Raw genomic sequence first — 13,378 nt, forward strand, 5'->3', positions numbered from 1 at the left:
TGCTCCGGAGGTAGAATTGGGAAACTGGGTATTTGGGCGATTTGAAGACCCGCGAAACTAGATATTGGTTCGAAGGTCTGTCGTCAAGCGGGAACTAGCCGGAACCTTCAAATTCTTTACAAAGCCTGAAAACCAAGGGATTTATCAATGTTTCGTTCATTATTGTGGCCGGATCGAAGTCTTCATTTTACCGAAATACGGGGCGGCTGAAGTCTGCGACACGCGTAAACGGCCCGACGCTTGCGATGCCGGCTCTTTGAATCTTGCCCGTCAGCGCGCGATCCTTATTCGGAATTAAGGACTCCGAACAAAGGGCGTCGATGTTGATATCGGGGTCCACGAGACGGGGCAAAGACAGAACGCGCATGGGAGCGGGCGGCGATGGAATTGAGTCTGGTGATGTCGAAGGAGGCGGCGGAGCGGTTGGCGAAGCTCGACGACGAGCTCGACCGTCTGTTCTCGCTTCCCGACCGTTGGCTCGCCCGCGAACTTCTTTCCCACGCAAGGGCCGCGCGCGACATCGGGCATGACATCTTCGGGCGCGACGCCAAGCTGGAACACCGCTACCAGGCGGAGTTGGTCTGGGACGTGATCCCGGAGGTCGCCTATCGCCTCGGCGAAAGCAGCTTCCTCAGGGGCGAGCGGGGCGGCGACATTCGCGGCCTGACGAACGCACAGCTCAGGGAGCGGGCCGTCGAGCAGCTGCACGCGCAACCCCTGCTGGTCGCCTTCGCTTCCAATCTCCACAGAGGCATGAACGTCTACCGTCTTCTGACTCGTCATCCTGCCACGGGGAACCCTGTCTTGTTCGCCCTCGACCGGTTCGCGCCCGCCGACCGCGCCAATCCCGACTGGGCGTCGCGTTCGATCTGGTCATCGTTCGCCGCAAGGGGTATGGACGATGTCTACGAATGGAACCCCGAACTCGAAGAGGCGATGGACGACAGACGTCCGGTCATGGAGAACCGCCGATGAACCTCAACGCCATCCTGTCCGACGATTACGCCGCGATCCTCGACGTCGCACAGGTCGGTCCCTATTTCGGGGTGAACGGGCGCGAAGATTACCACTTCTTCTTCGATGAACTCCTGGTGGCCGAGGACATCGTGTGGGAAGACGGCGACTATGCCATCGCCGACGTCCACTACGACACGCCGACGGTGATGCTGTTCCACCAAGGTAGCGTTGTCGGCTTCTACTACGACATGATGGCCTGGCTCGACCCGGAACACCGGGGAAACGGTCTCGCCACCAAGATGATCTTCGCTTTCGCTGACCACTTCGGCGACGACGCCTTCAAGGAGGCGCGCATAAAGGCCGACTGCGCCATGGGCTTCAGCCAGGAAGGCTACGACCTGCATGTCCGCGCGCTCGAAATGGCGAGGGAGCTGTCTCGCACGCAGGCTCCCAATCGCACTCCCGCGCCTTGATCGGTCTCCGTCGAGGGCTCGGCGCTCGACGAGGGAAGATGTGCTTCTCAATGAAGAATGCGCTCGGCAATTGAAGACCCGGCTGCGAATTCCGCCGTGACGTCTTGCAATATGGCAAACAGTGGTCTATCGGTCTCGCGAATAGGCACGACGCAGAGTGCGGGTCGGGTATCTGAGCGAAGGAGTGTCAATATGCCTGAATGGTTTCTGATCGGCGTCCTGATCGTCTCTGCCGTTTTCGTCGTGACTTATGTGTGGGCGTCTCGCAACGACTGGTTCGCTGGCAGGTCCCGCGAGTTCACCTCACTCGCTCCGCAACTGAGCCAGTTGATGGACCTCGGCCGCCACGCCGGCGATGGAGGCAACCAAAAGACGTTGTTCGCCGAACACTTCGAGGTCCTCGCGGATTGCTGGCTCTCTGGCAGCCTCGCTCACCCGAGCGCACGACAGCTTCTGGAAAGGACCATGCGCGTGACCCTCAACGACATGGCGAAAAGCGGTATCGACGTGACGAAGCTCTTCGAGGACGCGAAATACGAGCGCAGCCAAGTCTTCATGCGAACGATCCCGTCCTGACAACTCGCAAGCCACAGAAAGGAGGTTTGGATGCCATACGACGATGATTTCACCGATGTCGCCTCGGTGGTGCGGTGGTTCATGACCGACAAGAACGGCGATCCCCGTGATCCCCCGACGCACGACGAAGCCGATCTGACGGCCCTGATCACCTCGATGGTCAGCAAACCGAGCCCGTTCGGCTACAAAGATGCCGTCGAGCTTCACCATGCATGGGATTGGGCCCTGTCGAATGGCCTCTTGTACGTTGGGGCCAAGGAAGGCTGGGTGGACCGGGACGGCAAGATGTGGGGTTGCCACTGGGCTTGGCACGACAAGCTTGCCTACTGGCTGGACATGACCGTCGACGAAGCCGAGCGCAAAGGTTGGCTGAAGGTCTCGAGGGGCCGTTACCAATCGCGATACCGCATGACGGCGGCGCAACGGCGCGCCTTGTCGCGGATCGGAGTCGAGCGGGACAAGGAAGCGGAGCGGATGCTGCCCGAGTGGCGGCCCGACGACACGCGCCCGATCTCCACCGAAAACCTCGGTTCTGACCGAAACGATTACTTGCGGAAATGACGACTTCTCCTGGGGACGGCGTTCCCAGGAGATTGCAATTGGCGATAGCCGCATCCATCTTTTGGCATCAAACGGGAGAACCGAATGGCAGGCAAGGTGAGCAGGAAGCTTGGTCTTCCGACGGGAGATTTTCTGGAACACGGATATGGCCGCGCACCCGTCCACCGCAACCTGCGGGAAATCCGCCGAATGGCGGCTTCGATCACCTTGAGACTGTTGGACGGCGAAACTCCCGACCCGAGGGCGAAGGCTACGGTCAACGGACTTGCCGATGCGGCCGATCTCTTCAGGATCGCGGGCCAGGAAGACGCCAACGACTGGTACACCGTTCACAAGTCGCTTGGTCAACCGTCCGCCACGCTTTGCCTCGAAATCAGCAGCAAGCTCCTGGAGGTACGATCCCTGTTGACGACAGGCGACGAACGGGCGGCACGGCGCGTTCTTGACGAGCTGGCCGACGACGCCTTGCCCGACATGCTGGAAAACTACGTCAACTCGACGAAGCATCAGAATGCCACTGCCCACACCGAGTCCGACGGCTGGGCCTACGTCCTCTGGTCGAGCGGCGAGCCCGAAGCAGTCATCGCGGCGGTAACCGAGCTGACGATCGACGAGGCTCTCGCCGACATGAAAGCATCGAAAGGTCATCCCCTCGGTGTCTTGGCAGCATGGCAGGTCTATCGCCCGTCCGTGGCGGCGGAGAAGCTTTCCGAATTGCTTGCAAACCTCAGGCTCGACGGCGATCTCTACGTCGTCGAGCGAGGCACCACCGGAACGGCGACGCTCGGCACCATCAAGGACAGCATCGAAGCCATGCTTGTCGCGGATGACCTTTTAGTCCGCTCGCCGTGGCACTTCGACGAAAAGTTCGAAGCGGCTGAGCCAACCCCGAAGGCAGTCGGCCTCAGGTAGCTCTGGCTTCAGCAATCGGCCTCAAAGTCCCATGCGCCTCGAGATTGCCACCGCGGACTTGTTGGTGAGCTCTTCCGCTTCTGCGGTCTCTGCCGCCGCCTCGGCCATCAGCGCTCTGCCGGCCGCGCGCAAGCCCTTCGCCCGCTCCATCCTGTCCATCGCTTCGTAGGCCATTGCCGCCGCTTCCTCGCGGGCCTCTTCCGGCGTCTCGTCTGCACCGCGGGCAACGATGCGTTCCTTGACCCGAAGCAGGTAGTCGGGGTTCAACGGCATGCCATTCAATGCGGCGATCGACGATAGGTTTACCGTTCCTGTGCGGGCCATGAGCATTTCCTTTAAATCTTTCTGACCAACCATATCGAAGCGCACCGCAAGCGCAAAGGGCGATCCTATAGAAGCCGCTCTTTAACCGGCGTGGAACCATCACTCCGAGGGGGCGGAAGATCATGCCGAGCAACGGATGGTGGAAGCCGCGATTTCCAGGCCACGTCTGGGCCTATACTACGTCGCCGACTATTTACGTGCGGGGACCACCCCAGTCTTGCGACCCGCGAAAAAGACAAAGGCCGTCGCCGCGACCATAAACAACGTCGCCGCCGTTTTCCCGCTGACCTGATAGACTGTGATTGTGCCTGAGACGACCTCGATCCCAGAGCCTGCCAAAAAGAGAATCGCGAACGCCTTCTTGAGCTTGCTGCGGATCAGGCCCATAGGATCGCCTCCGTTTCAATCGGAGTCCTGATTAATGGACGTCTCGAAAACTGTCAACACTGAAGTCGTGATTTCAGCTCGGACATCGATTGACGCTGAATTGATGACGCCAAAGCGGAGAGGGCGAGACGTTTTGCGACCTCGCCCTCTTGTCTGTTTACCTGCTCATCGCCTTCGCAAGCGCGGCGGCAAGAGCTCCATGGCCTGTATTTCCGTTCTTCGGCGGGGACGACGACATCGGACGCTGCTGCGGCTTGTCTTTCGCCTGTCCTCCGCGCTGTCCGCGGGTGTCTCCGATCTCAGGGTTCGACTTCATCGACAGGCCGATGCGCTTTGCGTTCACATCGACGGACGTCACCGTGACCCTGACGATCTGGCCGGCCTTCACGACCTTGGACGGGTCGTCGACGAAGCTGTCGGACAGCTGGGAAACGTGAACGAGGCCGTCCTGATGGACGCCGATGTCGACGAAGGCACCGAAGGCGGTGACGTTGGTCACGGTTCCCTCGAGCTTCATGCCAGGACGAAGGTCCTTGATCTCGTTCACGCCGTCCATCAGGGTCGCCGTCTTGAACTCGGGGCGCGGGTCGCGTCCTGGCTTTTTCAGCTCCTCGATGATGTCGCGGACAGTCGGCAGCCCGAATTCGGCCGAGATGAACTGCTCCGGCTTCACACCCTTGAGACTCTTCTCGTCGCCCATGATCTGGCGGAGATCACGCCCGCATGCCTTCACGATCTTGCGGGCGACGTCGTAGGCTTCGGGGTGGACCGCCGAGGCGTCGAGCGGCTCGCTGCCACCGTTGACGCGAAGGAAGCCCGCGCACTGGGCGAAGGCCTTGTCTCCGAGGCGCGGTACCTTGGCGAGTTCTGCGCGGCTCTTGAACACCCCGTTGGCGTCGCGGTAGCGGACGATGGAATCGGCGAGCGACGGTCCGACACCGGCGACGTAGGAGAGAAGCGCAGGGGAGGCCGTGTTCAGATCGACCCCGACGGCGTTCACCGCGTCTTCGACAGCGCCTGAAAGGGCCTTGGCCAGGCGGGCTTGGTCCACGTCATGCTGATACTGGCCGACGCCGATCGACTTCGGATCGATCTTCACCAGCTCGGCCAACGGGTCCTGCAGGCGGCGGGCGATCGAGACAGCTCCGCGCAGCGACACGTCCAGCTCCGGGAACTCGCGGGCAGCGAGTTCCGATGCCGAGTACACGGAAGCGCCCGCTTCGCTGACGACAACCTTGGTGGGTCGGTTTCCTGTGAGGTTCTTTAGAAGTTCACCCACCAAGGCGTCGGTTTCACGGCTAGCCGTTCCGTTGCCGATGGAGATGAGTTCGACGCCGTGGCGGCGGACCAGCGACGAGAGTTCCGCCAGCGCGCCGCGGATGTCGTTGCGCGGGGCAAACGGGTAGATGGTCGAGGTCTCCAAAAGCTTGCCAGTCGCGTCGACGACCGCCACCTTCACGCCCGTGCGGATGCCCGGATCGAGACCCATGGTGGTCTTCATGCCGGCTGGTGCCGCCATAAGCAGGGCCTTCATGTTGGTGACGAAGACGTTGATCGCTTCTGCTTCCGCGCGTTCGCGGGCTTCGGACGTCATTTCCGAGATCATCCGGTTGGCGAACTTCACGCGCCACGACCAGTCGACGACCTTGGTGATGAAGCCGCCGGCATTGGCCACGCCGTTGTCGGCCGCGATCATCGAACGGGCATGGACGGCCGCCTGTTCGTCGATCTCGACGTCAAAGGTCAGCACGCCGGCCTCGGCTCCGCGCAGCATGGCCAGAACACGGTGTCCCGGTGCCTTGGCGAGCGCTTCAGTATGATCGAAGTAGTCGGCGAATTTCTCGCCGTCTTTCTGCTTGCCGTCGACGACCTTCGCCTTGAGGCGGGCCGTCGGCTTTACCGCGGCCCTTATCTTCGCGGGCGTGTCCGGATGCGAGGCGAAACGTTCGGAGAGGATGTCGCGCGCACCGTCGAGGGCGGCCTTGCGGTCGGCGACCTTCTCGCCGATGAAAGTGTCGGCGAGGGTTTCCGGATCGGCCTTGAGGTTCGCCATGATGGCGTCGGCCAGAGGCTGCAGGCCGTTCTCGATCGCCGTTTGCGCCCGTGTCTTGACCTTGGTGCGGAAGGGCGCGTGGATGTCGTCGAGCTCGGCCTTGGTTGCCGCTTTCGCGATCCGCTCGGCGATTTCGGGAGTGAGCTTGCCGAGATCGGATATCGCCTTGAGGACGCTGTCGCGGCGCTTTGCGAAATCCCGGAGGTATGTCAGGCGTTCGTCCAGTTTGCGAAGCTGGGTGTCGTCGAGGCCGCCCGTCATTTCCTTGCGGTAGCGGGCGATGAAGGGGATGGTAGCGCCTTCGTCTACCAGCGCGATGGTCGCCTTGACCTGGTCGGGGCGACAGCCGATCTCGGCTGCGATGATGACCGGGATCATGGCTTCTGCGTCGGATTGCATTCAAGTCTCCTGTGATAGTGCCACGCCCAGTATGAGATCGGGCAAGGCATATTGGAAGACTTGGCGGCAAAGACCCGCGTATCAGTGCCGCGTCGAAACGCGCAGCTTGGCGACACGCTCGCGGATGGCGTCGATATCCTGTAGGGGCATCCGCTCCTCGTCGACGGCGACGTCGATCATGTCTTCCTGCACGCCGAGGCGCGAGAGGAAGGCGGCGATGCTTTCCTGGTCGAACGGCCGCGACGAGAGAAGGTGCGAATACGCCGGGTTGTCGCGATAGGCGAACAGCGTGAACTTCACCGGGTGGGCGTCGAACTCGGTATAGCGTACCGGACCGTCGGAATCTTCGGCGTCATTGATCTTGGCACCGAGAATGCACGCGAGCGCCTCGATGCCCTCGTGGACCGAAATCCAAGTCTCGTAATTCTGCTCGTCCGCCATCACGCACTCCATGTCATTCACCGCTCCATATAGCCGATGGAGTCATCTATTTCAACAGCAAACGTCAATTTCGGAATGCCTCACTTATTGGCACACCTTCGGTCGACGAAACTCGGTACGACATGGTGATCCCGGACTCAGCCCATCGAGATGACCGTCAGTTCTTCCTCACTGGCCGGAAAGGGCGAAGTCCCAAAAACGATTTAGGCCTGGTAAGAGTGCCACCCTTACCAGGCCTTCAAGCCCCTTACGGGAATGTCGCATCAGGTTCAAGGCGTGGTCAGCAGCTCATGCCGCTTTAGCGCCGATCGCCACATTGAAGATCAGACGATGGTGACTTTTATCATCATCACGCCAACTCGCTTAGTCAGTTCAGGTCCGCTATTCATGATTTATCCTCGGTTACTTACAGTATACCGCGATCGCGGCATCCTGTTGGGTGTTGTTCTTCTTTCCCATGCTCCGGTCGTAGCACATGGTTCCGTAGTTGTAGACGGGGGTCGGAGCGGGACCCGCGCAGCTCGAGCAGCTGCCGTAGTGAAGCGCTCCGTTGCGAGCGATGTCCTTCGCGTACGATTCCAATTTGTCGCCGCCGTCGTTGCCGTTCCCGCCGCCCTTGAGCCCGTACTTGTAGATAATGGTCTCCCAGCCGTTTCCTTGGCGGGCAGGACGCTCGCCCGATGCGCATACCTTGCCGTTGATGTTGGCGGGAGCCAGACCGACGGTCGCGCAGACCTGCGCCTGGGTGACGCGCTGGCCGGTCGATCCCATCCTGGTGCTGGCGGCGATGTTAACCCACTGCCCTACCTGGCAAGCGACCTCCTGCTTCTCGGTGTGGGCGGGCACCGCATGGCATCCGGAAGTGAAGTCGGCGGAATGCGAGCCGTTTCCGGCGCATTCCATTTTTGCCTCCACGAAGACGTCTTTGTAGCATTTCTCGGCGGCTTGAGCGCCTCCTGCGCAGAGCAGTATGGCGATAATTGAAAACACCAGTCTCGACATTGGATCATCCTCTCCACCCGCAGGATTGCGGGTCGTTGCAACGATAGTATCGATCCCCGAAGGCAACCTCAAATGCCGGCGGCGAGGGACAAAGCCGTTGACACCTATGAAAGCTTGACCGGACAATTCAAGACGTCAGTAATCTTCGAGAGCAACAAAATCATGAATTCAGTCGCCTCCCGCATCTTCGAGTCCATCAAGGCGCTGTATTTCAGGATCGGTCAGTTCAAACGCGAGCGTCCTCACGCTTACGCCGCCAGGACCATGGCGCTGCTCGTCGTCATCGTCGCGTCCGGGTGGGCCGGATGGTATTTCACCAAGCCCGCCGAACTCAGCCTGACCAATCTCCTGACGGAGATTTCCCACAGGAAGGTCGTGTCGGCCGAAGTCATCACCGAGCAGACCGGATACGGCATTTACGCCATGATCGGCGAGGAGCGGTTCTACGTCCGCGCGCCCATGACCGCGATCGACCAGCAGGAGGGCAAGGACGGAACGAACATCCTCCAGGCACTCCAGGCGAGCGGCGCTGAGATCAAGTTCACCGCTGGCGCAATGGAAACCATTGGCGTGTTCATGGCTGTCCTGTCGCCTGTCATCATCATCATGTGCATGATCGGAATGGGACTGGCGATGGCCAAGGACAGCACCTCGTCCTGGATGAACCTCGCCAAGACGGTGAAAACGAGATTTTCGGATGTCGCTGGCGCGGACGAGGCTAAGGCGGAACTCAACGAAGTCCTCGAATACCTCAAGGGCACGACGGCGCTCGAAGGAGCTACCGCCAGAACGCCCCGCGGCGTGTTGCTCTCCGGCCCTCCCGGCACCGGCAAGACGCTGTTGGCCAAGGCTCTGGCCGGCGAGGCCGGAACGTCCTTCATCGCCGTCTCGGGTAGCGACATGCAGTCGATGTTCTACGGAGGGTCTTCGAAGCGGGTCCGGTCTCTCTTCCGTCATGCACGCGCGAACAAGCCTTGCATCATATTCATCGACGAGTTCGACGCCGTTGCATCCAAGCGCTCCGACCGGTCGGACGCGATTTCAAGGGAGAACAACGCCACCCTCAACCAGCTCCTCGTCGAGATGGACGGTTTCTCGAACAACGAGGGCATTCTCGTCATCGCCGCCACGAACCTTGTCGACAGTCTCGATCCCGCGGTAAAGCGGGCAGGCCGTATGGACCGCCGTATCGAAGTCGGCCTTCCCGATCAGAAAGGTCGCGCCGCGATCCTCGGCGTGCATGCGCAGAAGCACAAGCTCGCCGATGGCGTCGACCTCGAGACCGTCGCTCGCGGGGTTCCGGGTTTCTCCGGCGCTGAACTCGAAAACGTCATCAACGAGGCGGCTATCTTCGCCGGTCGACGCGGATCGATCGAGATTTCGGACAACGACCTCGAGAGCGCCAAGAACAAGATCATCATGGGCCTTGAGCGCAAGACCTTCGTCATGAGCGCCGAGGTAAGACGCCTGACGGCCTACCACGAAGCGGGCCACGCGCTCGTCGCGACCCTCTCGCGGCATTCCGATCCCGTCCACAGGGCGACCATCGTTCCGCACGGCGGCGCTCTGGGCATGGTGGTTCGACTGCCCGAGGGGGATCGGGTGTCGGTGACAGTGGCAAAGCTGAGAGACGATCTCAACGTCGCCATGGCCGGTCGGGCCGCCGAGGAGGTCGTCTTCGGTATCAACGCCATCACGACAGGCGCGCAGGCAGACATCGAGTTCGCGACCGACTACGCGACCCGAATGGTGGTGGACTGGGGCTTCAGCGAGAAGATCGGCATGGTGAAGGTGTCGCGTGAGCGGGCCGAGCGCGATCCTGACGTCCACTCCGAAATCCGGGCGATCGTCGCGGAAGCCTACGACGACGCACGGGCCATGATCAGGGACAACAAGGCCGGACTGGTCGCCATCGCCGAGGCTTTGCTCGACAGGGAGACGCTCACGGGTGACGAAGTACGCAAGCTCGCCTATCCGACTACCGAGCGCGGAGATTCGTCTTTTGGCCCGACAGCGCCGCAAGCGAAGGTCCGCCCGATAACGCTCCAGCCCACGGTTTAAGGCCTTGTCTGCCGTCTCCGTTCACTCGGTGAAAGAGCCATGGCTATCCGCAGGTGTTGCCCGCCGTTTGTCGGGCTTGCGCCGCCGTCTGTTCGTAGGCCTCGGCCTGCTGCAAGGATTGCTCCCGTTCCGTCCCCGAGTAGAACTGGGCGCAGTAGCGGGATTTCTTGGCACCTTCGGCGTTGATCAGGACGACGCCCTGCGAATTCAGGCATGCACCTCCCTGTGAGGCTTGCTGCTGGACCCGGTTGATCCACTGGACGAAAGGGGAATTTTCGTCGGTGCAATCGCTCTGCCTGTCCGGAGGGGGAGCGGGAAATCCTCCGGAAGATGTTGCTGCGGCCCTCGCGGGTGCCTGCGACGCCACCCTGGTCGGCTCCGGCGTCCGCACCGAAACGGGTGCCGGAGTGTCGTCACCCGACACCACTTGCTGCTTTGTCCTTCCTTGATACTCGCTGGGTCCGGAGATCACCACGGCATCGTCCGGAACCTGGTCGATCGGCACGGATTCGCAGGCGGCGGCGAGGAGAGCAACGCCTGCGAGGATTGCGTATCTGCTGAAACTTGTAATCACGGTGTTGCGCCTTTGAGAACCTACCAACGGCAACAGATCACGCCTTCATTCCCCGCGCATCACGCAATTGGAGTATAGGTTTGCTCTAGGCGAGAGCGACCGACCGGATGAGGACGGCCGAGAAAACGACCAGGCAGGCCGAGGCGAGCCGTCTGAACACCTTTCCCGTCAGATATCGGCTTGAGCGACCAGCGACGGCACCGCCACCCATCCAGAGGATCGCCACGGGAACAAGCGTTCCAAGAAAGGCGGCCAGATGAAGCGGGACGTCCTGACCGCGCGGAAAGATCACCAGACCGAAAACCAGTGCCTTTGGATTGAGGATCGTCGTCACGAAGACCCGGAGGACCGTGACCGAGATGTTCGACGCGTTGTCGTTGCTCGTCTTCCACAGCTTGGTCGCCATGTAGAGAATCCAGAACGCGGCAGCGGCTTTCAATCCAAGCGAAATCGACGGCCGTTCGTCGAGGACCGGGGCGAGAAACGTCACCAATGGCACGATCACGGCAAGATACCCCGCCGTTTCCCCGACGAGCAGCCTCAGGGATGGCAGGAAGCCCTTTTCGCGTCCGGATAGGCAAAGCAGGGTATTCGTCGGCCCCGGAACGACCAAGAGCAGGAGAACCTGCACCACGAACGCGCTCAACTCATGCATGCCAAGCCCTTCCGACGAGATACTCCTTACAGGCTCGCACGGATTCGCACCGCGAAAAACCCCTCAATTGCCGGAGGATGCACAGGCTGCTCCGTACGGTATCATACATTAAATTCGCGAACTCGCGGTCCCAAGGGGTTGACCTTGTGGGGTGACGGGTCTACCGGATCGCCATCCATGCTATCGAAACATGTATATCAACCCCGAACTACAATCGTTTTACTTACTCCACGGGAGCATTCGCATGAATGAAACCAGAAAGCGCGGACCGCGCGACATAGACGTCCTTGTCGGCCACAATATCCGCACGCTCAGAAATATGAACGGCATGTCCCAGACGCTTCTCGGCGAAAAGCTCGGCATTACGTTTCAGCAGGTCCAGAAGTACGAGAAGGGCACCAACCGCGTGTCGGCGAGCTCGCTGTACGAACTGGCAAAAGTGTTCGCCGTCGGCGTGGAAGCGTTCTTCCAGGGTGCCGAAGACCCACGGGCCGGTGCATCAAGCCCGATCCCGGTCCTGAGCGCCCAAGCGTTCAAGCTCGGCGTGGCCTACGACAACAACCGCAACGGCGCGTTCAAGAAGGCGGTAACGAACCTCCTCAACACGCTCGGCGACGACGCGCCAGAAGCCGAGGCGGCTTGATCAATCTCATTGCATGAATGACGAAAAGCCCGTGGCTATACCGCTACGGGCTTTTCGTTTGCGTGGACAGTAGAAGCGCCACCTTAGCTCATCAGGGGTCGGTTGCCGCCTCTAGTGAGGCGTCCTATCCACGGACCCGCTGACAGGTCCGCCGTCCTGAACGGCCGGGATTGTATCCAGCTTATCCGGACCGAGATGCTCTTACGCCTCTATCGGATGATCCGTCGTGTTGCCGACGGGGTCAATCCTGACGGCCGTCCCCATATTCGATATTTCTGTCGCTGAGTTCTTTTTATTCCGTTGACAATTGATCTGCGTTCAATGTAAGACTTCATCCACGGGATGCGGTTGCCCGACCTTCTGCAGGGTCTGATCCGCCTTTGAACTGTCAACACAGCCTCCATCCGACGCTGGTGTGTAATCTGCGGACTCCGGCGAATAGGAACGGCTGTGCCGAACGATACAGACAGAATCCGCGTCAAGCATTCCATCACTCCCGACCGTATCGACGCTCTAAAGGCCCGTCTCTCTGAGCTTATCCCCGAAGTCCGTGCCTCCCATCGCGTCGAGGCGCTTGCACGCGGTCTGGAATTCAGGACCTGGGCGTCGCTGCTGGCGTGGAAGAGGGCACCTGACGGAGACGCATACCGCCCCGTCGACGCCGACGCATTCGTTGGCTACCTCGCTTCACATGGGTTTGCGGTGCCAGGCATCGCGTTCGACTGCGCAATGTCGTTGACGCGGCGTGGGCGAGGCGGATTGATCCCGGTCCGAGAGGAGGCCCTGAAGAGTATGGGTCAAGATACCTGGGATGCGTTTGCCAGCGGCAACAGGGCTTTCGAAGACAAGGTCAACGAACAAATCGAGTTCATTCGGGTGCGATGGGACGCCACTGCCACCCGTCGGACCGTGAACAAGAGCGCTTCGACGACCGTGGCCCCGTGATCGCCGCGCGATACTAAAACTTCGGCGCTGTCCTCGGCACAGGGGCGGCCGGCCCGTCGGTAGGCTCTGCCAGCTTTGCCGACGCCTTCTTGTCCTCACGAAGGGCCTTCCCGATCTGGGTCGCGAGCGCGTTGAGGAGGGAAGCGTTACTGGACGCCTCTATGCTGAGGGGATGCCCGTTCACCGTGACCCTGCCGTTGTAGACAGTCGGCCGGAAACCGGACTTAGAGACGCGCATGACATCCTTCTTGCCGTAGGTGACGAGACGGCCGATGACTTCTTCGCCCAGCAGGATTTGCGTTGTCCTCGACTGCTGGTCATAGCGCATCTTGAGGTTCTCGCGGATGGCGTCTCTCGTGATCGGGCCTTCGTACGGCTTCTGGCGTTCTTCCTCAGTTGATTGCGACGATTAAAC

The 13,378-nt window shown here is 60.8% G+C and carries 16 protein-coding genes; 8 read left to right on the forward strand and 8 right to left on the reverse strand.

Annotated features, from left to right (window positions below; genetic code table 11):
* The first annotated feature begins 381 nt into the window (after nt 1-381).
* The 5 genes from FHT76_RS08790 (at nt 382) to FHT76_RS08810 (ending at nt 3,479) form a co-directional block, all read left to right on the forward strand.
* Nucleotides 382-975 carry a hypothetical protein gene (locus FHT76_RS08790; protein WP_259185454.1) on the forward strand — a complete coding sequence of 198 codons (594 nt, stop codon included), beginning with the start codon at nt 382-384 and terminating at the stop codon, nt 973-975.
* Complete coding sequence (locus FHT76_RS08795; protein ID WP_259185455.1) at nt 972-1,430, forward strand: GNAT family N-acetyltransferase; 459 nt, start codon at nt 972-974, stop codon at nt 1,428-1,430. The genes FHT76_RS08790 and FHT76_RS08795 overlap by 4 nt, the downstream gene beginning before the upstream one ends.
* Before the next feature lie 192 nt (nt 1,431-1,622).
* Entirely contained in the window at nt 1,623-2,006 is a 384-nt protein-coding gene (locus FHT76_RS08800; RefSeq protein WP_259185456.1) for a hypothetical protein, read from the forward strand.
* A 30-nt stretch (nt 2,007-2,036) separates the two neighbouring features.
* Nucleotides 2,037-2,567, forward strand: coding sequence for a hypothetical protein (locus FHT76_RS08805; protein WP_259185457.1), 531 nt, complete (start codon nt 2,037-2,039; stop codon nt 2,565-2,567).
* An 84-nt stretch (nt 2,568-2,651) separates the two neighbouring features.
* Nucleotides 2,652-3,479, forward strand: a complete 828-nt coding sequence (locus tag FHT76_RS08810) for a hypothetical protein (protein ID WP_259185458.1) — start codon at nt 2,652-2,654, stop codon at nt 3,477-3,479.
* 21 nt (nt 3,480-3,500) lie between these two features.
* Here the strand turns inward: FHT76_RS08810 and FHT76_RS08815 are convergent, their stop codons facing one another.
* The 5 genes from FHT76_RS08815 to FHT76_RS08835 form a co-directional block, all read right to left on the reverse strand.
* Nucleotides 3,501-3,803 carry a hypothetical protein gene (locus FHT76_RS08815; RefSeq protein ID WP_259185459.1) on the reverse strand — a complete coding sequence of 101 codons (303 nt, stop codon included), beginning with the start codon at nt 3,801-3,803 and terminating at the stop codon, nt 3,501-3,503.
* 189 nt (nt 3,804-3,992) lie between these two features.
* Nucleotides 3,993-4,190, reverse strand: a complete 198-nt coding sequence (locus tag FHT76_RS08820) for a hypothetical protein (RefSeq protein WP_259185460.1) — start codon at nt 4,188-4,190, stop codon at nt 3,993-3,995.
* A 157-nt stretch (nt 4,191-4,347) separates the two neighbouring features.
* Nucleotides 4,348-6,642, reverse strand: a complete 2,295-nt coding sequence (locus FHT76_RS08825) for a Tex family protein (protein WP_259185461.1) — start codon at nt 6,640-6,642, stop codon at nt 4,348-4,350.
* Between the two features lie 81 nt (nt 6,643-6,723).
* Entirely contained in the window at nt 6,724-7,083 is a 360-nt protein-coding gene (locus FHT76_RS08830) for a hypothetical protein (protein ID WP_259185462.1), read from the reverse strand.
* A gap of 402 nt (nt 7,084-7,485) precedes the next feature.
* Nucleotides 7,486-8,085 carry a hypothetical protein gene (locus FHT76_RS08835; RefSeq protein ID WP_259185463.1) on the reverse strand — a complete coding sequence of 200 codons (600 nt, stop codon included), beginning with the start codon at nt 8,083-8,085 and terminating at the stop codon, nt 7,486-7,488.
* Between the two features lie 162 nt (nt 8,086-8,247).
* On the opposite strand from FHT76_RS08835, the gene FHT76_RS08840 reads away from it, so the two are divergent.
* Nucleotides 8,248-10,146: an ATP-dependent metallopeptidase FtsH/Yme1/Tma family protein gene (locus FHT76_RS08840; RefSeq protein WP_259185464.1), complete on the forward strand. Its 1,899-nt coding sequence runs from the start codon at nt 8,248-8,250 to the stop codon at nt 10,144-10,146.
* A 43-nt stretch (nt 10,147-10,189) separates the two neighbouring features.
* Here FHT76_RS08840 and FHT76_RS08845 read toward each other — a convergent pair whose 3' ends face one another.
* Nucleotides 10,190-10,720: a hypothetical protein gene (locus FHT76_RS08845; RefSeq protein WP_259185465.1), complete on the reverse strand. Its 531-nt coding sequence runs from the start codon at nt 10,718-10,720 to the stop codon at nt 10,190-10,192.
* 85 nt (nt 10,721-10,805) lie between these two features.
* Entirely contained in the window at nt 10,806-11,375 is a 570-nt protein-coding gene (locus tag FHT76_RS08850) for a LysE family translocator (RefSeq protein ID WP_259185466.1), read from the reverse strand.
* A 244-nt stretch (nt 11,376-11,619) separates the two neighbouring features.
* Between FHT76_RS08850 and FHT76_RS08855 the strand changes: the two genes are divergently transcribed.
* Nucleotides 11,620-12,018, forward strand: a complete 399-nt coding sequence (locus tag FHT76_RS08855) for a helix-turn-helix domain-containing protein (RefSeq protein WP_259185467.1) — start codon at nt 11,620-11,622, stop codon at nt 12,016-12,018.
* A gap of 450 nt (nt 12,019-12,468) precedes the next feature.
* Nucleotides 12,469-12,963, forward strand: coding sequence for a hypothetical protein (locus FHT76_RS08860; protein ID WP_259185468.1), 495 nt, complete (start codon nt 12,469-12,471; stop codon nt 12,961-12,963).
* Between the two features lie 13 nt (nt 12,964-12,976).
* Here FHT76_RS08860 and FHT76_RS08865 read toward each other — a convergent pair whose 3' ends face one another.
* Nucleotides 12,977-13,291 carry a hypothetical protein gene (locus FHT76_RS08865; RefSeq protein ID WP_259185469.1) on the reverse strand — a complete coding sequence of 105 codons (315 nt, stop codon included), beginning with the start codon at nt 13,289-13,291 and terminating at the stop codon, nt 12,977-12,979.
* Nucleotides 13,292-13,378 lie beyond the last annotated feature (87 nt).

This window comes from Rhizobium sp. BK176 (assembly GCF_024808055.1).